This is a genomic window from Couchioplanes caeruleus, from assembly GCF_023499255.1.
In the GTDB taxonomy this organism is placed as follows: domain Bacteria; phylum Actinomycetota; class Actinomycetes; order Mycobacteriales; family Micromonosporaceae; genus Actinoplanes; species Actinoplanes caeruleus_A.
Genome location: NZ_CP092183.1, coordinates 3,437,689 through 3,462,367 on the forward strand (window position 1 = coordinate 3,437,689; position 24,679 = coordinate 3,462,367).

16 protein-coding genes are annotated in these 24,679 nt (G+C 74.4%); 10 read left to right on the top strand and 6 right to left on the bottom strand.

Annotated features, from left to right (window positions below; translation table 11 throughout):
* Nucleotides 1-6: 6 nt before the first annotated feature.
* From COUCH_RS15970 to COUCH_RS16000, 7 genes are all read left to right on the top strand, one after another.
* Entirely contained in the window at nucleotides 7-978 is a 972-nt protein-coding gene (locus COUCH_RS15970; RefSeq protein ID WP_249612868.1) for an NAD-dependent epimerase/dehydratase family protein, read from the top strand.
* Between the two features lie 4 nt (nucleotides 979-982).
* Nucleotides 983-2,881 (top strand): multicopper oxidase domain-containing protein, encoded by a 1,899-nt coding sequence (locus tag COUCH_RS15975; RefSeq protein ID WP_249612869.1) that lies wholly within the window; start codon nucleotides 983-985, stop codon nucleotides 2,879-2,881.
* A 203-nt stretch (nucleotides 2,882-3,084) separates the two neighbouring features.
* On the top strand, nucleotides 3,085-4,131 hold the full coding sequence (locus COUCH_RS15980) for a methyltransferase (protein WP_249612870.1): 1,047 nt from the start codon (nucleotides 3,085-3,087) through the stop codon (nucleotides 4,129-4,131).
* Between the two features lie 32 nt (nucleotides 4,132-4,163).
* Nucleotides 4,164-5,198: a ketoacyl-ACP synthase III family protein gene (locus COUCH_RS15985; protein ID WP_249612871.1), complete on the top strand. Its 1,035-nt coding sequence runs from the start codon at nucleotides 4,164-4,166 to the stop codon at nucleotides 5,196-5,198.
* Nucleotides 5,195-10,381: a type I polyketide synthase gene (locus COUCH_RS15990; RefSeq protein WP_249612872.1), complete on the top strand. Its 5,187-nt coding sequence runs from the start codon at nucleotides 5,195-5,197 to the stop codon at nucleotides 10,379-10,381. The genes COUCH_RS15985 and COUCH_RS15990 overlap by 4 nt, the downstream gene beginning before the upstream one ends.
* Nucleotides 10,381-12,027 (top strand): (2,3-dihydroxybenzoyl)adenylate synthase, encoded by a 1,647-nt coding sequence (locus COUCH_RS15995; RefSeq protein ID WP_249612873.1) that lies wholly within the window; start codon nucleotides 10,381-10,383, stop codon nucleotides 12,025-12,027. Before COUCH_RS15990 ends, COUCH_RS15995 begins: the two co-directional genes overlap by 1 nt.
* A 112-nt stretch (nucleotides 12,028-12,139) precedes the next feature.
* Entirely contained in the window at nucleotides 12,140-15,355 is a 3,216-nt protein-coding gene (locus COUCH_RS16000; RefSeq protein ID WP_249612874.1) for a BTAD domain-containing putative transcriptional regulator, read from the top strand.
* A 12-nt stretch (nucleotides 15,356-15,367) separates the two neighbouring features.
* Here the strand turns inward: COUCH_RS16000 and COUCH_RS16005 are convergent, their stop codons facing one another.
* Genes COUCH_RS16005 through COUCH_RS16015 form a run of 3 tightly spaced genes read right to left on the bottom strand, consistent with a single transcriptional unit; the run spans nucleotide 15,368 to nucleotide 18,291 of the window.
* On the bottom strand, nucleotides 15,368-16,516 hold the full coding sequence (locus COUCH_RS16005) for a nucleotide disphospho-sugar-binding domain-containing protein (RefSeq protein ID WP_249612875.1): 1,149 nt from the start codon (nucleotides 16,514-16,516) through the stop codon (nucleotides 15,368-15,370).
* Nucleotides 16,517-16,528: 12 nt separating this feature from the next.
* A complete protein-coding gene (locus tag COUCH_RS16010; RefSeq protein ID WP_249612876.1) occupies nucleotides 16,529-17,362 on the bottom strand; it encodes an ABC transporter permease in 834 nt (277 codons plus the stop codon).
* Nucleotides 17,359-18,291: an ATP-binding cassette domain-containing protein gene (locus COUCH_RS16015; protein WP_249612877.1), complete on the bottom strand. Its 933-nt coding sequence runs from the start codon at nucleotides 18,289-18,291 to the stop codon at nucleotides 17,359-17,361. Before COUCH_RS16015 ends, COUCH_RS16010 begins: the two co-directional genes overlap by 4 nt.
* A gap of 183 nt (nucleotides 18,292-18,474) precedes the next feature.
* On the opposite strand from COUCH_RS16015, the gene COUCH_RS16020 reads away from it, so the two are divergent.
* Genes COUCH_RS16020 through rfbH form a run of 3 tightly spaced genes read left to right on the top strand, consistent with a single transcriptional unit; the run spans nucleotide 18,475 to nucleotide 21,926 of the window.
* Nucleotides 18,475-19,680, top strand: a complete 1,206-nt coding sequence (locus COUCH_RS16020; RefSeq protein ID WP_249612878.1) for a nucleotide disphospho-sugar-binding domain-containing protein — start codon at nucleotides 18,475-18,477, stop codon at nucleotides 19,678-19,680.
* Nucleotides 19,677-20,624, top strand: a complete 948-nt coding sequence (locus COUCH_RS16025; RefSeq protein ID WP_249612879.1) for an NAD-dependent epimerase/dehydratase family protein — start codon at nucleotides 19,677-19,679, stop codon at nucleotides 20,622-20,624. Before COUCH_RS16020 ends, COUCH_RS16025 begins: the two co-directional genes overlap by 4 nt.
* Nucleotides 20,625-21,926, top strand: coding sequence for a lipopolysaccharide biosynthesis protein RfbH (rfbH, locus tag COUCH_RS16030; protein ID WP_249612880.1), 1,302 nt, complete (start codon nucleotides 20,625-20,627; stop codon nucleotides 21,924-21,926). It begins immediately after the preceding gene.
* 103 nt (nucleotides 21,927-22,029) lie between these two features.
* Here the strand turns inward: rfbH and COUCH_RS16035 are convergent, their stop codons facing one another.
* The 3 genes from COUCH_RS16035 to COUCH_RS16045 are packed head-to-tail and all read right to left on the bottom strand — an operon-like array spanning nucleotide 22,030 to nucleotide 24,675.
* Nucleotides 22,030-23,178, bottom strand: coding sequence for an acyl-CoA dehydrogenase family protein (locus COUCH_RS16035; protein WP_249612881.1), 1,149 nt, complete (start codon nucleotides 23,176-23,178; stop codon nucleotides 22,030-22,032).
* Nucleotides 23,179-23,200: 22 nt separating this feature from the next.
* A complete protein-coding gene (locus COUCH_RS16040; protein ID WP_249612882.1) occupies nucleotides 23,201-23,695 on the bottom strand; it encodes a flavin reductase family protein in 495 nt (164 codons plus the stop codon).
* A complete protein-coding gene (locus COUCH_RS16045) occupies nucleotides 23,695-24,675 on the bottom strand; it encodes a Gfo/Idh/MocA family protein (RefSeq protein WP_249612883.1) in 981 nt (326 codons plus the stop codon). The genes COUCH_RS16040 and COUCH_RS16045 overlap by 1 nt, the downstream gene beginning before the upstream one ends.
* Between the last annotated feature and the right edge of the window lie 4 nt (nucleotides 24,676-24,679).

Sequence of the window (24,679 nt, forward strand, 5' to 3'; positions counted from 1 at the left end):
GGCGCGATGACCGCCGATCCGAGCCGGCCGGCCGCCGTCGTGGTCGGCGGCACCGGCTGCGTCGGCCGCCGGTTCTGCGCCGCCCTCACCGACGCCGGGTACCGGGTGTACGCGGTCGCCCGGCACCGGCCGTCGCGGCCGGTCGCCGCCGAGATGCTCGCGATGGACGTCGCCGCGACACCGGTCGCCGAGCTGGCCCGTACCCTGGCCGAGCTGCGCCCCGCCGCGGTGGTGAACGCCACCGGCGGCTGGGGGCTGGCCGAGGGGGAGACGCGCGACGGCGCCCTGGCCGTGGTGGCCCCGCTGACCGAGGCCGTCCGCCGGCTGCCCGGGCCGGCCCGGTTCGTGCACGTCGGCAGCGTCCACGAGTACGGCCCGGTGCCGCGGGACGGGTGGATCACCGAGGAGACCGAGCCGGCCCCGCCGACGCCGTACGCGCGGACCAAGCTCGCCGAGTCGCGCCACGTGCTGGAGCTGATCCGCGCCGGCCGCCTCGACGGCGTGGTGCTGCGCCTGGCCAACACCGTCGGGCCCGACCCGGCGCCGGAGAGCTTCTTCACCGTCGTCGCCACCCGGCTGCACCGGGCCGGAGCCGAGGGCATCGAGCTGAACGTCACCGACGTCGAACGCGACTATGTGGACTCGCGCGACGCGGCTTCCGCGGTGCTGGCCGCGATCGGCGACCGCGGCGCCGACCCACTGCTGAACATCGGCAGTGGCCGGGCGCTGCCGATCCGGGAACTGCTGCGGATCCTGGTGGCGGCCGGTGGCCTGCCGGCGTCGGCGGTGCGGATGCGCACCGGTGCGGTGGCCAGCAGGGGAGCCGACTGCACCCGGATCGACATCTCCCGGGCCCGGCGGCTGCTGCGCTGGCGTCCCCGCTACACGGTCGCCGAGTCGATGCGGGCCACCTGGGACAGCGTCCGGGCCGCGGACGACGCCGGCATGACGGCCGGGACCACGTCATCGATAGGGTGAGCGCATGATCGAGCGAGTTCTGCTGACCTCGCACATTGCCGGGTTCGTGCTCCTGCTCCTCGATCCGTTCTGCGAGTTCCTCTGGCTGAGGCGGCAGGGAACGGCGCGGGAGAGCGCGCGGAGCACCCGCGTCCTGTGGGTCTTCAACCGGATCGCCCCGTACGGATACGTCCTGCTCGTCATCAGCGGCGGCTTCATGGTCGCCCGCGGCTGGGACCTCACCTCTCCGTGGATCCTCGGCGGATTCATCGGCTACGCCGTGGTGGCGGTCGTCCCGGTGCTGCTGGTCCGCCCGCGCGGCGAGCGGGCGGAACGCCGGAAGGCGTACGTGGGCCTCGCCGGCCGGTTCGGCGCCCTCATGTTCATCACCTACGCCATGGTGCTCAAGCCGTCGTGGACGGTGCTCGCCTGGGCGGTCGCCGCGTTCGCCGTCGGCTCCGCGCTGCTGGCGACGGCGGCCACCGGTCCGCGGCCGGGCCGCCGCCTGGCCGCCCGGGTCGTGTTCCTCGCGGCGGCGGTGGTCGCCGTCTCGCTGTGGCGCTGGCAGGCGTCGATCCTGCCGCCGTCGTTCGCCCCGGCCGGTCACAGTGGACACGCCGGGATGGCCGGCATGCGCTCGGTGACCGACCTGACCCAGCCGCCCACCGACGCGCCGGTCGTCCAGGTGGCGCTGACCGCCGAGGTCAAGCGGGTCGAGATCGGTGGTATCGGCAAGGACGCGTGGACCTACAACGGCACCGTCCCGGGGCCCGCGCTGCGGGTCGCCGTGGGACAGCGGCTGCGGGTCACGCTGACCAACCGGCTGCCCGAGCCGACCACCATCCACTGGCACGGCGTCCTGGTGCCCAACGCGGCCGACGGGGTCGCCGGCGTCACCCAGGACGCGGTGCCGCCGGGCGGTCAGGGCGTGTACGACTTCGTCGCCACACACCCCGGCACGTACTGGTACCACTCGCACAACAACCCGTCGGCGCAGATCGAACGAGGGCTGTTCGGCACGCTGGTGGTCACGCCGGCCGCCGGCGCCGACGGGGCCGTGCCGGCCGACCAGGACCACGTCATCACGCTGCACACCTGGGGCGGCGCCCAGGCGTTCAACGACAGCACCCGGCCGGAGCCGATAGCGGCCACCCCGGGCCGGCCGGTGCGCCTGCGGCTCGTCAACACCGGCAGCACCCGCGAGCGCCTCTCGATCAGCGGTGCGCCGTTCACGGTGGCGGCCTTCGACTCCGGTCCGGTGCACGGGGCGCAGCCGCTCGGCGCCAGCCACGTGGACGTGGCCGGATCCGGGCGGGTCGACCTGCTCACCACCCTCGCCGCCGGCCAGGAGCTGGACGTCCGGGCCGGCGGCACCACCCTGCGCGTGGTCACCCCGGGCAGCCGGCTCGCCGTACCGCCCGACAAGGACTTCCGGCTGCTCGACGCCATGGCGTACGGCTCGGCCGCGGGCACCGCGCCGCTGCCGCAGCCGGACCGGTCGTGGAACCTGCGGATCGACGAGTCGATGGGGTTCTTCGACGGCCGCCTCACCCCGCTCTACCGCATCAACGGCACGCTCTTCCCGAACGGCGAGATGCTGATGGTGGAGCAGGGGAAGACCTATGACCTCACCTTCGACAACCGCAGCGACGACGACCACCCGATGCACCTGCACGGCCACCTGTTCCAGGTGATGGCGGTCAACGGGAAGGCCGGCACCGGCAGCCCGCTGATCGTCGACAACGTGAACGTCGGGCCGCACGACAAGGTCACCATCCGCTTCACCGCCGACAATCCCGGCATCTGGATGGCGCACTGCCACAACCTGCCGCACGCCGCGGCGGGCATGGACCTCATGGTGGGCTACGAGGGCATCACCTCGCCCTTCCGAGCCGGTCGGGACACGGTCAACAAGCCGGAGTAGACCCCCTCAGCACGCCGCTGCCGCCCGGATCCGACACCGGGCGGCAGCGGCGTGCGCTCGTACGCGCCGGTGCCGGGCGGCTCCAGCGCGAACCCCCGGCCAGGTCCGTTCCGCCTCGAGCCGATCCCGAGCGCACCGGACTGCAATGAGCTGAATCGCCGGACGACGCCGGGCGGGCAACGGCCCGGAGGGGAGCAGCTTTCATGACCGCAAGCCGCAACATCACCGTGACCGAGGCCGACTACCTGCGGATCATCATCCACGGGACGACGGCCTTCGAGCTTCTGCGCACGGGCCTCGAGTTCGATCTGTTCGAGCGGCTGGAGGCCGCCGGCGGCATGACCGTGGAGGAGACCGCCGAGGCGATCGGTGTCGAGCCGCAGCCGGCCCGGATCCTGCTGCTCGGCCTCGCCTCGCTGCGCCTTCTGGAGAAGGCCGACGACAAGTACGTCAACAGCGCGCTCGTGAAGCGCAAGGTGCTCCGCGACGGGGAGCGCTTCCTGGGCCCCCTGATCGACATCCAGGCCCGGATCATCAACGCGAGCCTGGTGGACTTCGCCGAGTCGATGCGGCAGAACACCAACGTCGGGCTGCGGCACATCGAGGGCCCCGGCCCCACGCTGTACGAGCGGCTGACCGCGCACCCCGAGCTGCAGAAGGTGTTCTACGACAACATGGGCGACGCCTCCAAGCGGGCCTTCGCGCAGATCCTCGACCAGTACGACTTCTCCGGCATCCGGCACGCCATCGACATCGGCGGCGGCGACGGCACCAACAGCATCGAGCTCGCCCGGCGGTACCCGGACCTCGAGGTCACCGTCTTCGACCAGGAGAGCGTGACCCGGCTGGCCGCCGACCGCATCGAGGACCCGGACCTGCGCAAGCGGGTGCACTTCCACCCCGGCGACCTGTTCGCCGACGCGCTGCCCGAGGGCGCCGACGCGATCCTCTTCTTCCACATCTTCGAGATCTGGTCGCTGGAGCGGAACACCGAGCTGCTGCGCAAGTGCCACGACGCGCTGCCCGAGGGCGGCGTGTGCCTGGTCTACAACTTCGTCTCCGACGACGAGGGCACCGGCTCGATGAGCGCGGGCCTCGTCTCGCCGTACTTCCTCACGCTCGCCTCGGGTGAGGGGATGACGTACTCGCCCGCCGACATGGAGCAGGCCGTGCGCGACGCCGGTTTCTCCCGCGTCGAGCGGCACGCGGGCCTGGGCTTCAGCCACGCGCTCGTGGTCGGCCACAAGTGACACCGGCCCCACGTTCCTAGAGGAGGGACCGCATGCAGGGACAAGACATCTACCTGACGTCCATCGGGGCGTACCTTCCGCCGGTCTTCAGCACCGAGCGGGCCGTCGCCGAGGGCCTGGTCAAGCCGGACTGGGTCGCGGACGGCCAGCTGACGGGCGTCCGCGTGGCCGGCGACGAGCCCGCGCCGGAGATGGCCGTGCGCGCGGTCCGCCAGCTCTTCGACCGCGGCGGGGACGACCCGGCCGCGGTGGACCTGATCATCTACGCCAGCGTCTGGCACCAGGGCCCGGACGGCTGGGGCCCGCAGTCGTACGTCCAGCGCGCCATCGGCGGCGACGCGCTGGCCGTCGAGCTCCGGCACGGCTGCACCGGCGGGTTCAGCGCCATGCAGCTCGCCTCGGGGTACCTGCGCGGCAACCCGGAGCACACCAGCGCGCTCATCGTCGGCGCCGAGAACTTCGGCACCGCCATGATCGACCGGTGGAGCACCACCGGGCAGGGAATGCTGGTGGGCGACGGCGCGAGCGCCGTACTGCTGAGCAAGAACCGCGGCTTCGCGAAGCTGCTCTGGGCCGACTCGATCGCCGTGCCGGAGCTGGAGGAGATGCACCGCAGCGGCGAGCCGCTCTTCCCGCCGGGCGCCACCACCGGCCGGCAGCTGGACTTCTCCGACCGCAACCGGCTCTTCCTGCAGAGCGGCGGGATGGAGAAGATGCGCCCGCTGCTCGCCAAGGCGCACCACGAGCTGTACCTGAGCTGGACCGGCGCGACCGGCCTGAGCATCGACGACGTCACGTACTTCGGCTACATGAACACCTCCCTCGACGTGATCGAGAAGCGGCTGCTGCCGCTGATCGGCCTGCCACCCGAGCGCACCACCTGGGAGCTCGGCCGCGACGTCGGGCACCTGGGCATCAGCGACCAGCTAGTGGCCCTCGACCGGCTCCTGGCCGACGGGAGCCTGAAGCCCGGCGACCACTACCTGATGAACGGGCTGGGCCCCGGCATGACGGTGGCCGGCGCACTGGTGGAGATCCTCGACGTTCCGGGGTGGGTGGCCCGATGAGCGGGGCGGAACCCATCGCGATCATCGGCATGTCCTGCCGGTTCGCCGGGGGCGTCGACTCGCCGGAGAAGTTCTGGACGCTGCTGACCGAGGGCGCGGACGTCGTCTCCGAGGTGCCGGACTCCCGCTGGGAGTGGTACGCCTCGCGCGGCCGGGAGAACGCGGCGGCGCTGCGGGACGTGACCCGCGGCGGGGCGTTCCTCAGCGACGTCGAGGGGTTCGACGCGGACTTCTTCGACATCACGCCCCGCGAGGCGGCGCTGATGGACCCGCAACAGCGGATGATGCTGGAGCTGTCCTGGGAGGCCCTGGAACGGGCCGGCATCCCCCCGGCCCGGCTGGGCGGCACCGACGCCGGCGTCTTCATGGGGGTGGGCGCCGACGACTACGGCCGCCGCATGCTCGAGGACCTGCCCGGCATCGAGGCGTGGACCGGGATCGGCGGCGCCTACTGCGCGGTCGCCAACCGGGTGTCGTACCTGCTCAACCTCCGCGGTCCGAGCATGGCCGTGGACACCGCCTGCTCGTCCTCGCTGGTCGCCATCCACCTGGCCGTACAGGCGCTGCGTGCGGGGGAGTGCCCGGTGGCGCTGGCCGGCGGTGTCCTCGTGATGGCCGCACCGGGTCTGTCCCTGGTGCTGGACGCGGCCGGTGCGACGTCCCCGGACGGCCGGTGCAAGTCGTTCGACGCCTCGGCCGACGGATACGGCCGGGGCGAGGGCGGCGGCGTGGTGGTGCTCAAGCGCCTCAGCGACGCGCGCCGCGACGGTGACCCGGTGCTGGCCGTGCTGCGGGGGAGCGCGGTGCACCAGGACGGCCGGACCAACGGCATCATGGCGCCGAACGGGGAGGCCCAGGCGCACGTCATGCGCCAGGCGTACCGCGCTGCGGGCATCGACCCGGCCTCGGTGCAGTACGTCGAGGCGCACGGCACCGGGACCCGGGTGGGCGACCCGCTGGAGGCCGGCGCGATGGCCGCCGTCTTCGGGCAGGGCCGGCCGGCGGACCAGCCGTGCCTCATCGGCTCGGTCAAGCCCAACGTGGGTCACCTGGAGGCGGGCGCCGGCGTGGCGGGCGTCATCAAGACGGTGCTGGCCCTGCAGCACGGCGTCATCCCGCCCAGCATCAACTGTTCCACCCCGAACCCCGCGATCCCGTGGGAGCAGGCCCGCCTGCGGGTCGTGACGGAGCCGACGCCGTGGCCGGGGGAACCCGGGCGGCGCCGGGCCGGCGTGTCCGCGTACGGCTACGGCGGCACCATCGCCCACGTCGCCCTGGAAGCCGGTGATCCCCCGGCCGGACGGGACCGGCGGACCGCCCCGGAGCGCCCGGTGCTCGTGCCGATCTCCGGGCGCAGCGCCGAGGCGGTACGGCGGTTCGCCGGCGCGCTGGCCGATCACCTCACCGCCGAGCCGGGCCTCGACCCGCGCGACGTGGCGTACACCCTGGCGCACCGGCGTGACCAGCTGCCCCACCGGGCCACCGTGGTCGGTGCGGACCGTGCCGAGGTCGTCGACCAGCTCCGCGAGTTCGCGGTGGAGGGCACCGGAGCCCAGACCGGATCGGTCCTGGGAGCGGCGGCACGCGGCGTGGTCTGGGTGTTCTCCGGGCACGGCTCGCAATGGCTGGGCATGGCCCGCGGCATGCTGGCCGACGAGCCGGTCTTCGCCGGCGTCATCGACCGGGTGGAGCCCGTGTTCGTCACGGAGATGGGGGTCTCGCCGCGCCGGGTGATCGTCGAGGCGGCCCCGCAGCCGGTGGACGTCATCCAGCCGATGATCTTCGCGATCCAGGTGGCCCTGGCCGCGGTGTGGCGCTCGCGCGGCGTACGACCGGCAGCGGTGATCGGCCACTCGGTGGGCGAGATCGCCGCCGCCGTCACAGCGGGCGTCCTGACGCTCGAGGAGGGCGCGCGGCTCGTGTGCCGGCGCTCGGTGCTGCTGCGGCAGGTGGCCGGCAAGGGCGCCATGGCGATGGTGGGCCTGCCGGCGGACGAGATCGAACGCCGGCTCGCGGGCCGCAGCGACGTCGCCGCCGCGGTGGCCGCCGCCCCCGGGTCGACGGTGATCTCCGGCGACATCGCGGCGGTCGAGGAGCTCGGAGCGCGGTGGCGTGCCGAGGGGTACGCGGTCCGCCCGGTCGACTCGGACGTCGCCTTCCACAGCCCGCAGATGGAGCCGCTCTGCGGACCCCTGGCGGCCGCGGTCGACGACCTGTCTCCGCGTCCCGCCGAGGTTCCGCTGTACAGCACGGCCCTGCCGGACCCGCGTTCCGGCGCGCCGCGCGACGGCTCGTACTGGGCGGCCAACCTGCGCGGACAGGTGCGCTTCGCGCCGGCGGTCACGGCGGCCGCCGAGGACGGGTACCGGTTGTTCCTCGAGGTCTCCCCGCACCCGGTGGTGGAGCACTCGATCGGCGAGACGCTGGAGCAGCTCGGCATCGAGGACGCGTTCGCCACGCACACCCTGCGCCGCAACCGCCCCGAGATCCCGACGCTGCTGGGCAACCTGGGCCTGCTGTACTGCCACGGGCTCGAGGCCGACACCGCGGTGCTGTGGGGGGACGGGGCGTTCGCCGACCTGCCCACCACGGTGTGGCAGCGCCGGCCGTACTGGCTGGAGAGCCGGCCCGTGCCGGCCGCGACCGAACCGCACGACCCGCGGAGCCACACGCTGCTCGGCGGCCGGCGGCGGGTCAACGGCGTCACGCCGGCCGAGATCTGGTCCACCTACCTGGACCGGGACTGCCGGCCGTACCCGGGCGCCCACCCGGTGCGCAACGTGGAGATCATCCCGGCCGCGGTGCTGCTCAACACGTTCTTCACCGCCGCGGCCTCGACCGGGCCGTGGCCGGACCTGGGCGACGTCGGGCTGCGGGTGCCGGTGTCGGTCACCCACCCGCGGGACGTGCAGGTGGTGCTCCAGGACGGCGCGCTGCGGCTCTCCTCCCGGGTGGTCGAGGAGGAGGCCGACGACAGCGGCTGGGCGACCCACACGACCGCGGTCCTCGAACCGCGTACCCGGCTGGCCGACGAGTCACCGGCCACCGTGGTCACCGGCGAGAGCCTGGACACCGGGTACGTGATCGACCGGCTGGCGACCCTCGGGGTGGCCGCGATGGGCTTCCCGTGGGCCGTCGAGCGGATGGAGCGCGGCGACGGGGCGCTGCGGGCCACCGTGGTCGCCGAACCGGAGACCGGTGCGACCCCGCAGACCTGGGGTTCCATTCTGGACGCCGCGCTGTCGATCGCCTCGGTGGTCTTCACCGGTCCGCCGATCCTGCGGATGCCGCAACACATCCGCCGGGTGTCGCTGGCCGAGTCCGCACCCGCCCGCGCGCGCATCCTCGTCCGGGTGGTCGACACCGACACCGTCGACCTGGAGATCTGCGACCTGGACGGGGCCGTGGTGGGCCGGATGTCCCGCCTGCGGTACGGCGTGCTCGACCGGGACACCGGCGGGAACACCGACACCCGCAGCCTCGTGCACACCCTGGCGTGGCAGCCGGTCGACCTGCCCGGTCAGGTCGCCGCGCCCCGGCTCGTCGTGGTCGGCGCCGCGTCCGAGATGGTCTCCCGGCTGCAGGAGTGGCTGCCCGAGCACATCGCCCGGGTGGTCGAGCGGCCGGAGGACCTGCGGCCGGACGAACTGAGTGCCGGCCACCACCTGGTCGTCGTCGCCCCGCCCGTCTCGGGTGGCTACGACGACGCCGCGGTGGAGGGTGCGTGGCTGCTCGCGCGCACGGCCCAGCTGGTCGCGGCCGGCCGGGCGGCGAAGCCGGCGCAGCTGTGGTGCCTGACCCGCGGGGTGTGGGAGAGCACCGACGCCGCCTCGGTGAGCCAGGGCGCGCTCTGGGGCCTGGGCCGCGTGATCGGCGGCGAGCACCCGGACTTCTGGGGTGGAGTCATCGACGTCGGCGGCCCGCCGTCGGACATCGCGGTGATCCCTCAGGTGATCGGCGCGCTGCGGGGCGAGGACGTGATCGTCGTCCGCGACGGCGCGCCGATGGTGGGCCGCCTGCGGCACCTCGAGGGCAAGCCGATGCGGCCGCCGATGCGGTGCGAGCCGGACGGCACGTACCTGATCACGGGGGGCTTCGGCGCCCTCGGCAGCGAGGTGGCGCACTGGCTGGCCGACCGCGGCGCCCGGCGGATCATCCTGGTCGGGCGCACGACCGTCCCGGAACGCGACGGATGGTCGCGGGTCACCGACCCGCGGGTGCTGGAACGGATCGAGATCGTCCGCTCGCTCGAACGCCTGGGCGTCACGGTGGTCCCGGTGGCGCTGGACCTGGCCGACGCGGAGGAGGCGGCGAAGCTGCTCTCCGCCGCGTCCTACGGCCTGCCGCCGGTCCGTGGGGTGGTGCACGCCGCGGGCGTGCTCGACAACCGCATGCTCTCCGCGCTGGACGAGGACTCGCTGCGCGCGGTGCTGCGGCCGAAGGCGTACGGGGCCACCACGCTGCACGAGCTCTTCCCGCCCGGCTCGGTCGACTTCTTCGTGCTCTTCTCCTCCTGCGGTCTGCTGCTCGGGCTCCCCGGCCAGGCGAGCTACGCGGCGGGCAACGCGTACCTGGACGCGCTGGCGGCCTACCGCCGCGCGGCCGGGGACACCGGGACGATCAGCTTCGGCTGGACGTCGTGGCGCGGGCTGGGCATGTCCACCTCCACCGAGGTGATCGACATCGAGCTGGCCGCGCGCGGTACGGCCGACATCAGCGCCGCCGAGGCGTTCTCCGCGTGGGAACTGGCCGAACGGTACGACCTCGGCTATGCGGCCGTGCTGCGGATGCTGCCGGCCGCCGAGCGCGGTGAACTGCGGCTCCCGCTGCTCAGCGAGCTGCCGCTGGACTCCGCCACGGACGAGTCGGCGGAGGTCTCCGGGGAGCGGCCGTGGGCCACCCTGCACGGCGCGGAGCTGGTGGCCTTCCTGACCGGCGAGATCCGCCGCCAGGTGGCCGTCGAGTCCAAGCTGTCGGCCGACGAGGTGGACCCGCGCCGGCCGCTCATCGAGATGGGTCTGGACTCGGTCATGACCGTCCGGATCCGGCGCGCCCTGGAGCGCACCTTCCACCTGCCGTTGCCCGCGACGCTGTTCTGGGACCGGCCGACCATCAGCGCCGTGGCGGCTCTGGTCGCCGAGCGGCTCGACGACGACCCGGCTCCGGCCGCGGAGGAGGAGTGATGCCACGACCCGGTGTCGTGCCGTGGCCGGAGGAGGCGGCCCGGACCTACCGGGCCGCCGGATGCTGGCGCGGCCACCCCTTGGGGAAGTACATGTGGGACTGGGCCCAGCGGTGGCCCGGCCGGACCGCGCTGGTCGACGGCGCCCAGCGGCTGACCTACGCCGAACTGGCGGAGAGCGCGGACGTGCTCGCCGAGGCGATGCTCGAGCGCGGGCTGGCGCCCGGCGACGCGATCCTGGTCCAGCTGCCGAACTGCGCCGAGTTCGTGGTGGTGACGCTCGCCTGTTTCCGGGCCGGGATCCTGCCGGTCATGATGCTGCCACCGCACCGCGAGCACGAGCTCACCTCGATCGGCGCGCACGTGCGGGCCCGGGCGCTGGTGGTCCCCGACGGCTGGCGCGGGTACGACCACCAGGACCTCGCGTACCGGGTCGCCGCGGACCTGCCCGAACCGGCCCAGGTGTGGGTGGTCGGCGACGACGTACGGCCCGGGTCGGCGGACGTGCGCCGGCTGTCCCGCCGCACCGGCGACGCGCAGGCCCGCCGGCGCCGGCTGGACGAGCGTGCTCCGGCCAGTTCGGAGGTGGCCCTGTTCCTGCTCTCCGGCGGCACCACGAGCGTCCCGAAGGTGATCAGCCGGACGCACGACGACTACGAGTACAACATCCGCCGGAGCGCCGCGGTGTGCGGGCTCGGCCCGGACACCGTCTACCTCACCGTGCTGCCGGCCGGGCACAACTTCCCGCTGGCGAGCCCGGGGATCCTCGGCACCCTCTACTCCGGAGGGCGGGTGGTCATGGCGCCCTCACCCAGGCCCGAGGGTGTGTTCGCGGCCATCGAGGCCGAGGGCGTCACCGACACCTCCGCGGTTCCGGCCGTCGCGCTGCGCTGGGCGGAGGCGGCCGCCACCACGCCGCGTGACCTGTCCTCGCTGCGCCACGTCCACGTCGGCGGGTCGATGCTGTCACCGGAGGTCGCGGCGGGCATCGGGCCCGCGCTCGGCTGCCGGCTGCAGCAGGTGTACGGGATGGCCGAGGGGCTGATCTGCTACACCCGGCCGGACGCGCCGGACGCCGTCGCGCACGCCACCCAGGGCAAGCCGGTCAGCCCGTACGACGAGCTGCTGGTCGTGGACCCGGACGGGCTACCGGTCCCGCCCGGTGAGGTCGGCGAGATGCTGACCCGGGGCCCGTACACGCCGCGGGGCTACTTCGGCGTGCCGGAGCAGAACCGGGTGTCGTTCACGCCGGACGGCTGGTACCGCACCGGTGACCTGGTCCGGATCACCGCGGACGGCGACGTGGTCGTGTGCGGCCGGGTCAAGGACCTGATCAACCGGGGTGGCGAGAAGATCGCGGCGGGCGAGATCGAGACCCTGGCCCAGGAGATGCCGGAGGTCGCCGAGGCGGCCGCGGTGGCGGTGCCCGACCCCGTCGTGGGCGAGCGGGTCTGCCTCTTCGTCCGGCTGCACCCCGGTCACGACCTGACCCTGGACGGCCTGCGCGAGGTGCTGACCGGTCGCGGGCTGGCCGCGTTCAAGATCCCGGAGCGGCTCGAGGTCGTCGAGGACTTCCCGCACACGCCCGTCGGCAAGCCCGACAAGAAGGTGCTGCGGAGCCTGCTGCTGAGCGAGACGCCGGTCTGAGGCGGTACGCGTCACGACGACGAGGCCGGTGTCCCGGCGGGCGTACGGCGACCGGCATGCCGCCGGTGGCCGCGGTGCTCGCCCGGCGCCGGCCTTGCGACATACTGATGCGGTGCCCGGCGAAGTCGTGATCGGTGTCCTCGGCGCCCTCCGGGTGCAGGTGGACGCTCGGGTGGTCCGGCTGAACGGGGTCCGGCTGCAGACGCTCGTCGCCGTGCTGGCGCTCGACGCCGGCCGGGAGGTGACCCGCGCCGACCTGGCCGACGCGGTCTGGGGCGACCGGGCACCGTCCGCCCCCGACAACGCCCTGCAGGCGCTGGTGTCCCGGCTGCGGCGGGCCGTGCCGGAGCTGGTCGTCGACTCCCGGCCCACCGGATACCGGGCCCTGATCCGGCCCGACCAGGTCGACGCCCACCGGTTCGAGACGCAGGTGGACGCCGCCCGGGAGATCCCGGACCCGGAGCGCCGCGCCGCCGCGCTGCGGGAGGCGCTGGACCTCTGGCGGGGCGCGGCCCTGCCCGGCCTCGCCGACGCCCCGGTCCTGCGCGCCCACGCGGCCCGGCTCAGCGAGCTGCGCCGCTCGGCCACGGAGGAGCGGATCGCGGCCGACATCGCCGACGGCCGCGGCGCCGAGGTCGTTCCCGAGCTGGAAGGGCTGATCGCCCAGTTCCCGCTGCGCGAGACGCTGCGGCTGTATCTCATGCAGGCCCTGCGTGCCGCCGGGCGGCACGCCGACGCCCTCTCCGCCTACGAGGACGCCCGCACCGAGCTCGCCGAGCAGCTCGGCGCGGACCCTTCGCCGACCCTCCAGCGCACGCACCTCGCGCTGCTGCGCGACGGCTTCGCGCCGCCGGATCCGCCCGCCCCCGCGGGCCCGCCGCCACCCGGCCCGGCGCCGCGTGGCCGGCTGCCGGTCCCGCTGACGCCGATGGTGGGGCGGGACGACGACGTACGCGCGCTGGTGCGGATGATCACCGGCAACCGGCTCGTCACCGTGGTGGGCGCGGGCGGTATGGGCAAGACCCGGCTGGCGGTGGAGGCCGGGCGGACCGTCGTCGGCGCCGAGGCCGACGGGGGCGTACTGGTCGACCTGGGCGCGGTGGGCGACGCCGGCGACGTGTCCCGCGCGATCCTCGCCGCGTGCGGTGCCGGCGACGGCGGCCTGCTGTTCGCCCCGGCCGGCCCGGCCGCCCGGCCCAGCGTCGCCGACCGCCTGATCAGCGTGGTCTCCCGGCGTCCGCTGCTGCTCATCCTCGACAACTGCGAGCACCTGCTGCCGGCCGTCGCCCGGGAGGCGGAGGCCCTGCTGGCGAGCTGCCCGGGCCTGCGCGTGCTGGCCACGAGCCGGCAGCCGCTGGGCGTGCGCGGCGAGGTGCTGTTCCCGCTCGCCGGTCTCGCCACCCCGGCGCCCGGCGCACCGGTCACCACGGAGAGCCCGGCGGTGCGGCTGTTCGTCGAACGCGGGCGCGCGGTGCGGCCCGCGTTCACCGTCGACGAGCGTACGGCCGAGCAGGTCGGTGCCGTCTGCCGGGCGCTGGACGGCCTGCCGCTGGCGCTGGAGCTGGCCGCCGTGCGGCTGCGTTCGCTGTCGGTCGCCCAGCTGGAGGCGCGGTTGCAGGACCGGTTCGACGCCCTGTTCGCCGGACCGGACACCGTGGCCGAGCGGCAGCGCACCCTGCGGACGGTGGTGGACTGGAGCTGGGACCTCCTGGACCTCCCCGAGCGGGTGCTGGCCCGCCGGATGGCGGTCTTCGCCGGGCCGGTCGACGGCGACGTCGTACGGCGGGTCTGCGCGGACCTCGAGCTGCCCGACGACATCGAGGCGGCCCAGGTCGACCGCCTCCTCGCCGCGCTGGTGGACAAGTCGATGGTGCAGGTCGACGCCGAGCGGGAGCCGCCACGGTTCCGGATGCTGAACACGATCCGGCTGTACGCGGTCGAGCGGCTGGCCGAGGCGGGGGAGACCGGGCACCTGCGGTTGCGGCACGCGCGCGTGCTGGCGGCGATCGCCGAGGAGCTCGAGCCGCAGCTGCGCCGGGACGGTCAGCTGCACGCGCTGGCGTACCTGTCGTCCTACGTGGATGACGTGAACGCCGCCCTGCGGTGGTCGATCGACGAGGCGCCGCCCGAGGTGTCCGTACGGCTGGTGGCCATGCTGGAGTGGTTCTGGCTGCTCAGCGGCCGCCGCGCCGAGGGTCTGGAGTGGACCGGCCGGGCGCTGGCGCTGGACGGGTCGGCCGTACCGGTGCACCGCGCGTTGCTCTGCGCGGTCGGTGCCCTGGTGTACGGCGCGATCCTGGGCGACCCGCAGGGTCTCGCCTGCCTGCGTGAGGCGCTGGAGCTGGCCGGCCGGATCGGCGACCGGCCGGGCGCCGGGCACCCGCTGGTGGTGCTGCTGGGCGCGATGACGTCGCTGCTGACCGGGGACAGCGGGGTCATGCTGGCGGAGCTGCGGCACCACGGCGGGCACGCCGACCCGTGGGTCCGGGCGCAGAGCCGCATGCTGGCCGGCCGTACGTTGATGAACCTGGGCCGCCCGGAGGAGGCGCGCGCCGAGCTCGCGGCGTCGTTGGCGGAGTTCCGCAGGATCGGTGAGCGGCTGGGCCGGGCGCAGACCCTGTCCGCGCTGGCCGAGCTGGACGGGGCGAGCGGCGAGCACGCCGGCGCGGCCGCCGCCCTGCGTGAGGCGCTGCAGGCCGCCGGCGAGCTGGGCGCCGCCGAGGATCTCGCCATGCTGCGGGTCCGGCTCGGCGCGGTGCACGCCCGGTCGGGTGACGGCCCGGCGGCGCGCCGGGAGCTGGACACCGCCCTGGCGGAGGCCGACCGGCTTGGCCTGGGGGAGACCGTGGGAGCGGCCCATCACGTGCTCGGTGACCTCGCCCGCTGGGAGGGGCGGTACGCGGACTCCCGTGACCTGCTCGGCCGCGCCCTCGGCGAACTGCGCGAGCACGGGCGCGGCGTCGGGCTGGTCCCCGCGGTCCTGCTCAGCCAGGGGTACCTCGCGGTCGCGGAAGGACGGCTGCAGGAGGCCACCGACCTGTGCCGGGACGCGTACGACCTGGCCCGGCGGGGACGCGACGCCCATGCCACGTCCCGGGTCGCCGTGCTGGCCGCCGACATCGCCCTCGCCCGCGCCGACGTGGGCCGGTCCGCCGCCCTGCTGACCGCCGCGGTGTCGATGCGCGGTCAGCACATCGCCGGCGACCCGGACGAGACCCGCCTCGACGACGCCGTCCGCGACCGGCGGCCGGGGCTGGCACCCGACGGCGCCCCGGTGGACGGGGCCGCCATCGAGGCGCTGCTGTCGCCGGTGCTGCAGGGCAGCTGACGCCGGCTGTCGTCAGCCGGTGACCGGCGCGCCGGCCAGCTCGGCCAAGGTGCGTACGGTCCGGACCGGGTCGGGCTGGCGGTGCATCTCGTCGCGCAGCCGTTCCGTGGCGGTGCGGTATCCGGGGTCGGTGATGACCTGCCGGAGGACGTCCGCGATGACCTCGGGCTCCCGGTGCTCGCCGTCCAGGTCGAGCTCCCGGCCCGCGCCGCACGCCGCCACCCGCTCGCCGTGCGCCGCGTACGACGGGTTGGGGTGGGCCAGGACGAGCTGGGGAACCCCGTGGTGCACGGCGGTCAGGCAGGTGCCCGAGCCGCCGTGGTGGATCAGCGCGGCGGCGTCGTCCAGCAGGAGGGTGATCGGGACGGGGCCCTCGGCGCGTACCCCGGGCGGCACCGCGGCGCCGGGCGGCGGCTTGCTGGTGATGACCGGCTCGATGCCGTCGATCGTCGTGAGCGCCAGCATGAAGCGGTCCCACAGGACCGGGTCGGCGAGCATCGACGTCTCCGCCCCGAACGAGACCACGACCCGGCGGCGCGGCGCGGGCCGCAGCGCCCAGTCCGGCACGGCGCCGGAGCCGTTGAACGGGACGAAGCGGATCGGCTGCGCCGGGTCGGCGTCCGGGCACTGGAGGGTGGGCGGGCACGGGTCGAGCACCAGGGCGGGCGCCGGGATGCCGTCGCGGGCGCCGTGCCGCTCCGCGATGTCGGCCAGGGCGGTGGCCGCGAGCGGCAGCGACCGGCTGCTGACCCGGTCGGCGCCCCACCGGTGGACCACCACGGGGACGCCGAGGACACCGCCGACGATGAGCCCGCTGAACTCGATCGGGTCGCACAGGATGAGGTCGGGCCGCCAGTCGCGCGCCACGGCGAGATGCCGGCCGACCACGGCGCCGACCCGGTGCCGCCACCGTTCCGCCATGGCGTCCCAGCCCATCAGGTGCGCGGCGCGGCCCGCGGCGGGATCGGCGGACGCCGCGGCCGGCCGGTGCGGCGGCGGGTCCGGCACGGCGACGCCGGACAGGCCCGCCAGGCCGGCGCGGGCCACGAACCCCGCGCTGCCACTGACCAGCACCTCGTGGCCGGCGGCGCGCAGGGCCCAGGCCAGCGGTGCCATCGGCATCAGATGCGCGGGGACGACCCCGGCAATGAGCACCCTCACGACGGTCCTCTCTCAGCGTTCCCGGCGGTACGCCATCAGGGCCAGCGGCGCGAAGACCACGGTGAGCACCGCGCAGGAGATGAGCGTCTGCGTCACCGGGCCGCTGACCGGTCCGCCGACCAGCATTCCGCGGATGGCATCGGCGAGACTCGAGACCGGGTTGACTTTGACCACCGCCTGCAGCCAGCCGGGCATGGTCTCCACCCGCACGTACGCGCCGCTGAGGAAGGTGAGCGGCAGCATCAGCCCGAAGGCCAGCGCCTGCACGCTCTCCGGCGAGGAGGCTAGCAGTCCCAGGTAGACCGCTGCCCAGGAGAAGGCGAGCATGAAGAGCAGCAGGAGCAGGCACACCGGCGCCAGCATGAACCAGTGGGTGTGTACCCGGAACCCGAGCGCGGTGCCGGCGACCACCAGGATCAGCACCGACCACAGCAGCATCACGTAGTCGGCGAGCATCCGGCCGAGCAGGGGCGCCACCCGTGAGATCGGCAGGCTCCGCAGGCGGTCGAAGATCCCGGTGGTGACGTCGGTGTTGATGCCGATCGCGGTACGCGCGCTGACCAGCACCGCCGACTGCACCATCAGGCCCGGCACGACGTACAGCATGTACGCCTGCCGTGAGCCGGCCAGCTGGCCGGCGAGCACGAACGCGAAGAGGAAGACGAACATCAGCGGCTGGATGCCGACCTCGACGAGCTGCTCGGGATTGCGTTTGATCTGGACGAGCTGCCGCCACGCCACGGTGGCGCTCTGGCGCACCGCCCGCGCGGGGCCCGCCCGGCGGGGGCGGGGCGCCTCGGCGGCCTCCGGGGCCTCGTGGTCCGATGCGGTGGCGATCGAGGTCATGCGGCCACTCCTTGGCTCGTCAGCTGCTTGAACACCTCGTCGAGGCTCGGCTGGCGGATGCCGATCTCGGCGACGCCGATGCCGGCCGCGTCGAGCCGCCGCACCATCTCCGGCAGGACGCCGGTGTCCGCCGCCGGTGCGGTGATGACGGCGTTGTCGACCTCGTGCCGGCCGGCCACCTCGGTGACGATGAGGGCCACCCGGTGCAGGTCCGCCGGATCGGCGGGCTGCACCTGCAGCGTCTGGCCGCCCACCCGGCGTTTGAGCTCGGTCGGCGTGCCGTGGGCGACGGCCCGGCCCCGGTCGATCACCACGATGTCGTCGGCGAGCTGGTCGGCTTCCTCGAGGTACTGCGTGGTCAGCAGGACGGTCACGCCCCGCCGCACCTCGCCGCGGATGCTCTCCCACAGCTGCTCGCGGGCGCGCGGGTCGAGGCCCGTCGTCGGCTCGTCGAGGAAGACCACCCGGGGGCGGCCGACCAGGCAGGCGGACAGGTCGAGCCGCCGGCGCATGCCACCGGAGTACGTCCGGGCGGGGCGGTCGGCGGCGTCGGACAGCGAGAAGCGCTCCAGCAGACCGCGGGCGGTCTCGCGCGCCTCGGACCGGGACTGGCCGATCAGGCGGGCCAGGAACACCAGGTTCTCCACCCCGGTGAGGTTCTCGTCCACCGCGGCGAACTGACCGGTCAGCCCGATCAGGCCGCGGACCGCCTCGACGTCGTGCCGCGGATCGTGGCCGAGGATGCGTACCGCACCGGCGTCCGGGCGCAGCAGGGTGGCGAGGATGCGCACCATGGTGGTCTTGCCGGCCCCGTTCGGGCCGAGCAGGCCGAGCACCGTACCGGCGCCGACCTCGAGGTCGACGCCGTCCAGCGCGGTGACGGCGCCGAACCGTTTGACGAGCCCCTCGGCCCGGATGGCATGTTTCACCTGCGGTCTCTTTTCACTCGTTCCCGGTCCCACTCTCGTCCCCGGCTCTGACGTGTGGCTGACATCGGGCTGATGTGCGCTTCCATCGACGGTCCAGTTCCGCTTGAGCAGGTCGGCCAAGACTGCGGTCAGCGCCGGCGGCCAGCGATGGCGCCGACACCGACTCCCGGACGGGGTAGAGCCATGCGCGTTCTGTTCGTGACCTGGGCGGCTCCGGGACACCTGTATCCGATGGTGCCGCTGGCCTGGGCCCTGCAGGCCGCCGGCCACGACGTACGGGTCGCCGTGCCGGCGCCGGTCGCGGACGCCGTGGCCGGGCTGGGCCTGTCCGCGGTCGGCGTGGGGCACGACGTCACCACCGCCGAGAAGGGACGCCGCCCGGAACTGGCCGAGTGGGGCCGGCCGGCCCGGTGGCCCGCGGGCTGGTCGAGCGACCTGGACCTGCTCGACGAGCACAAGCGGCGGGTGGTCCGCGCCCTCTACGAGAAGCAGGTGGCGGTCGCCGCCGCGATGCTGGACGACCTGGTCGGTTTCGGCCGGTGGTGGCGGCCGGAGCTGATCGTGCACGACGTGCTCGGCCTCGCCGGCCCGGTGCTCGGCGCGGTGCTGGGCGTACCGGCCGTCGGGCACGGCTGGGAGGTCGGCAGCACCCTGCACTCGCCGACCGACCTGTCGATGGCGGACCCGCTGCCGTCGTACCGCGAGCTGTTCGCCGCGTACGGGGCCGAGCCGGCCGAGCCGGTGGGCTGGATCGACATCTGCCCGCCCGCCATGCGACTGCCGGACAATCCGCCGGTCAACCGGATGGACATGCGCTGCGTGCCGTACAACGGCGCGGCCACCCATCCGCAGTGGCTGGCGCGGACCGACGGCCGGCCGCGGGTCTGCGTCAGCGCCGGGGTCGCCGGCAGCCGGTACCGGGACCCGAACGGGCCCGACGTGCTCACCCTGACCCTCGACGCGCTCGGCGACCTGGACGCCGAGATCGTGCTGGCACCCTCCGGCGCGCTCGACGAGTCGCGGTTGCCGCCCAACGTCCGGGTCGCCCGCGGCGTGCCGTTCCGGATGCTGCTGCCCACCTGCGCGGTCGCCGTGCACCACGGCGGCGCCGGCACGGCCCTGACCGCGGCGGTGCTCGGCGTCCCCCAGGTGATCCTTCCGCCGGCACCCATCTGCGCCGAGATCGGCGACCGGGTGACCCGGGCCGGCGTCGGCACGATGATCGGCCCGGACGGGCCGGACGACACGGCGGTGCTCTTCAAGACGGTCGAGCAGATGACGACGGCACCGGAATGGCGGGAGGCCTGCGCCCGCCTGCGGGCCGGCATGGCGGCGTACCCGTCCCCCTCCGCGATGGCGGAGACGCTGGCCGATCGCTGGTCGGCATGAGCGTTGTCGTCGTCGGCGGCGCCGGGTTCCTGGGCCGGGCCGTCGCCTCGGCGCTGGCGTCCGCGGGGACCGGGGTCGTGAGCCTCGCACGCACCCCGCGGCCGGGCGTCACGGCGGCGCTCGACCTCGCGCGCTGCCCCCCGGCGGAGCTGGCTGCCCTGCTGGAGGCGCACCGCACCACCGCGGTGGTCAACGCCGCCGGTGCGGTGTGGACCGAGGATCCCGAGGCGATGCGGCGCGCGAACGTGGCCGTGGTGGAGACCATCCGGGACGCCGTCGCCGCGGTGCCGTGGCCGGTCCGGGTCGTGCAGCTGGGCACCGTCTTCGAGTACGCGCAGCCCGCCACCGGCCGGTACCTGACCGAGCTCAGCCCGTGCGTGCCCGCGAGCGACTACGGGCGTACGAAGCTGCGGGCGAGCGAGATCGTGCTGGCGGCCACCCGTGACGGCCTGCTCGACGGGGTCGTGCTGCGGCTGACCACGTGCGCCGGGCCCGGCATGCCGCCGTCGAGCCTGCTGGGCCGGGTCGCCGGCGAGTTGCGGCGCTCGGCCCTGACCGGCGTACCGGCGCGGCTGCGCCTGGCCCCGCTCACCGCCGAGCGCGACTTCGTGGATCTGCGGGACGCCGTCTCCGCCGTTTCCGCGGCGATCACCGCGCCCGTCGCCGGCGCGGTGCTCAACGTCGGGAGCGGCCGGGCGGTGGCGGTACGGCAGGTGGTTCGGCGCCTCATTGAGGTGAGCGGCGTACCGGCCCGGGTCGACGAGGCGGAGGTGGCGGCCGGACGCAGCGCCGGCGTCCCCTGGCTCGCCACCCGGATCGGGGAGGCCGGGCGCAGGCTCGGCTGGCGTCCGCGGCATGACGTGGTCTCGATGGTGGAGGCGATCTGGGCGACGGTCGATCCGAGAGCGAGTTCGTGGCACCGGCAAGCGGAGGAAGTGACGTAGTTGATGGACACCCGAAACGAAGTGTTGGAGCTGGTACGCAAGTACCACCAGGAGTACGCCGGGGAGACGTTCGTGCCCGGGGAGACACCGATCCTGACCTCGGGGGCGGTGCTCGACGAGGACGACCGGGTGTCGCTTGTCGAGGCAGCCCTGGACATGCGCATCGCGGCCGGCCTGCATGCGCGCAAGTTCGAGAGCGCGCTCGCGCGGGCGCTGCAGGTGCGCAAGGTCCACCTGACGAACTCGGGTTCGTCGGCGAACCTGCTGGCCCTGACCGCGCTCACCTCGCCGCAGCTCGGTGATCGCCGGCTGATCCCGGGCGACGAGGTGATCACCGTGGCGACGAGCTTCCCGACCACGGTGAACCCGATCCTGCAGAACGGCCTGGTGCCGGTCTTCGTCGACATCGAGCTGGGCACGTACAACGCCACGGTCGAGCGGATCGCCCAGGCGATCGGCCCGCGGACCCGGGCCATCATGATCGCGCACGCGCTCGGCAACCCGTTCGCGGTGGCCGAGGTGGCGCAGCTGGCCGAGGATCACGACCTGTTCCTCATCGAGGACAACTGCGACGCGGTGGGCTCGCTCTACCGCGGCCGGCCGACCGGGACCTTCGGTCACCTGTCCACGATCAGCTTCTACCCCGCGCACCACATCACCATGGGTGAGGGCGGCTGCGTGATGACCAACGACCTGGCGCTGGCCCGGATCGTGGAGTCGCTGCGGGACTGGGGCCGCGACTGCTGGTGCGAGCCGGGCGAGGACAACCGCTGCCTGCGCCGCTTCGACTTCACCCTGGGCACGCTGCCGAAGGGCTACGACCACAAGTACGTGTTCTCGCACGTCGGGTACAACCTCAAGGCCACCGACCTGCAGGCGGCGCTCGGCATGAGCCAGCTGAACCGGCTCGAGCAGTTCGGGGCGGCGCGCCGGCGCAACTGGGCGCAGCTGCGCGCCGGCCTCGAGGACCTTCCCGGCCTGCTCATGCCGGAGGCGACCCCGGACAGCGACCCCAGCTGGTTCGGTTTCGTGGTGACGGTCCGGCCGGACGCGTCGTTCACCCGGCACGACCTGGTGACCTTCCTGGAGTCCCGGAACATCCGGACCCGCCGGCTCTTCGCCGGCAACCTCACCCGGCACCCGGCCTACCAGGGCCGCACCTACCGGGTGGTGGGCGACCTGACCAACAGCGACGTCACCACCGAGGAGACGTTCTGGATCGGCGTCTACCCCGGCATCACCGCCGAGATGATCGACTACGTGGTGCAGTCGTTCCGGGAGTTCGTCCACGCCTCTCGGTGAGCCGCCCGGCCCGGGGCACGCCGTGGTGCCCCGGGCCGGGACATGCCGCCGCAAATACATCGGGGGTGTGCTGCCGGCCGGCAGCACACCCCCGAGGCCGTCGTCAGGCGATGGAGCCGCCGCCGAGGACGTGGTTCGCCCAGCCGTCCGCGCTCTGGTCGGGCTGCAGGGCGCTGTGCCCGGCCATGCAGTGCACGTCCCGCCAGACCCGCTGGATCGGGTTGGACTCCGCCTGCCCGTGGGTGCCGCTCACCCGGAACAGCCGGTTGGCCGCGGCGACCAGCAGGTCGGCCGCGGCCGCGAAGTCGCGGGTGCTGCGTACCGGCAGCTCGGGGGTGACCTCCGCCAGGTCGGCGGCCGCGGCGGCCCGCGCGATGAGCATGGTGGCCGTGTCCACCTCGGTGCCGGCGGTGGAGACGGCGAATCGCACGCTGGGCCGGTCCACGGTCCGGCTCCGGTTCGCCTCCCGCCGGCCCGCCGTCCAGCGCGCCCACTCGTGCAGCGCCTCCCGGACGGCGCCCACCCCGGGCGCGACGAACAGGATGCCGTTGAACAGCTTGTACGGGATGCGGTGGCAGGGCGGGTCCGCCGCGGAACCGGACCCGTTCAGCACGGCGGCGTGGGTGAACGAGCGGTGCCGCGGCACGAACGCGTCCGCCACCACCACGCTGTTGCTGCCCGTACCGCGCAGGCCGACGTTGCGCCAGGTCTCGCGGACCGTGTAGTCGCCGCGGGGGAGCACGAAGTGCCGGAACACCGGTTCGCCGGGGCTGTGGTCGAGCCCGCCGACCGTGGTCCACCGGGCGAAGTCCACGCCGCTGGCGTACGGCCACTCGCCGGACAGCCGCCACCCGCCGGGGACCGCCTCGACGCGCCCGGCGGGCAGGACCGAGCCGGCGAGGTGCACGTCCGGCCCGTCGCCCCAGATCTCCTGCTGGCCCTCCGCCGGCAGGTTCGCGCACATCCGGCCCAGGGCCAGCATCACCCCGCCGGTCCAGGCGGCCGACATGCAGCCCTCGCCGACGATCGACAGGGCCTGCGCGGCGTCGGCGACACCGCCGGCCGTGCCGCCCCAGCGGGCCGGGACGAAGTGGCGGGCGAAGCCGGCGGCGGTCAGCGCCTCGGCGGCCGCGGGTTCGAGCCGGTACCGGCGGTCGGCCTCGGCGGCGTGCTCCCGGGCGACGGCCCGGGCGGACCTGGCCCCGTCGAGCAGCGCCGCGGACTCGCGTACCGGATGGGTGGAGACGGACATGCAGTCACCTCGCGTAAGAGTGCTAGAGCGCCCGGAAGTCGCGGGCGAAGTAGACCAGCGGTGTGCCGTCGAAGGTCTCGGCGGCGTGCACCAGGCCGATCAGGATGATGTGGTCGCCGGCCGAGATGCGGCGCACGAGCCGGCACTCCAGCCGGCCGAGCGTTCCCGGCAGCAGCGGTACCCCGCCGAGGCCGCGGTCCACGGCCAGACCGGCGAACTTGTCGATGCCCTTGGTGGCGAACCGGACCGCCACGTCCGCCTGGTCGTCGCGGAGCAGGTGGATCGCCATGGCCGGGGCGGTCGCGAACGCCGGCAGGCACTGTGAGCCGCGGTCCAGGCACACCAGCACCGACGGCGGCGCCATGGACAGTGAGGCGAACGCGGTGGCCGTGAAGCCGCGATGCCCGCCGCCGGCGTCGACGGTGGTCACCACGGCGACCCCGCTCGGCCATCGGGACAGGCACTCGCGGAGTCCGTCGGCGTCCACCGGCGACTGGGGCAGACTCGTATGCGTCATCACGCTGCTCCTGACGTGGTCACCACGGCCCGGTCCCGGACGGCCTCCACGAGCTCGGCCTGCCGCAACGATGCCCGGACCAGGTCGGCCGGGTCCTGCTCGCCGCGGACCGCGGCGGCGAACCGGCCGACCAGGCGGCCGAGCTGGTCGTCCGCGGGCAGCGTGAGCTCCTGTATCCGGTTCTGGTGCTCGATGCCGAGCACCGGGGCGAAGCCCGCGGGCGGTGTGAAGGCCCGGCGTACGGTCATCCGGCCCGCGCTTCCCCACAGCACGTAGGCCGAGCGGTAGGAGTGCGTGAAGCCGAAGCGGATCTGGGCGCTGCGTCCCTGCGGGGTCGTCAGGACGGCGGCGCCCGCGACGTCCACCCCGGAGACCGGGTCGTGCTCCAGCGTGGCCCCCGCGACGGTAAGGTCGGGACCGAGGAAGAGCTGGGCCACGCGCAGCGGGTACACCCCGGCGTCCAGCAGGGCGCCGCCGCCGAGCTCGGGCCGGTAGCGGATGTCGGAGGAGGGCAGCGGGGGGAACGCGAAGTCGGCGTCCAGCGCCCGCAACGTGCCGATCTCGCCGGCCTGCAGCCGCCGCTGCACCTCGGCGTGCTGGCTGTGGTGGACGAACGCGAAGCACTCCAGCAGCACCAGCCCGGCGGACCGGGCCAGCTCCACCAGCCGGTGGGCGTCCTTGGCGGTGGTCGTCAGCGGCTTCTCGGCCAGGACGTGCTTGCCGGCGTGCAGCGCCCGCTCGACCCAGACGGCGTGCAGGGCGGGCGGCAGCGGGACGTACACCGCGTCGATGTCCGGCCGCTCCAGCAGCCGCTCGTACCCGTGCACGGGTGTGGCGCCGAAGCGCTGCGCCGCCGCCTCCGCCTTCGCCGGGTCCCGGCTCGCGATCGCGGTGACCCGGACGCCGGCGTCGGCGGCCAGCGCCGGTACGGTGCGCCGCAGGGCGATGCTGCTGCACCCGAGGACTCCGACCCGAAGCATGCCG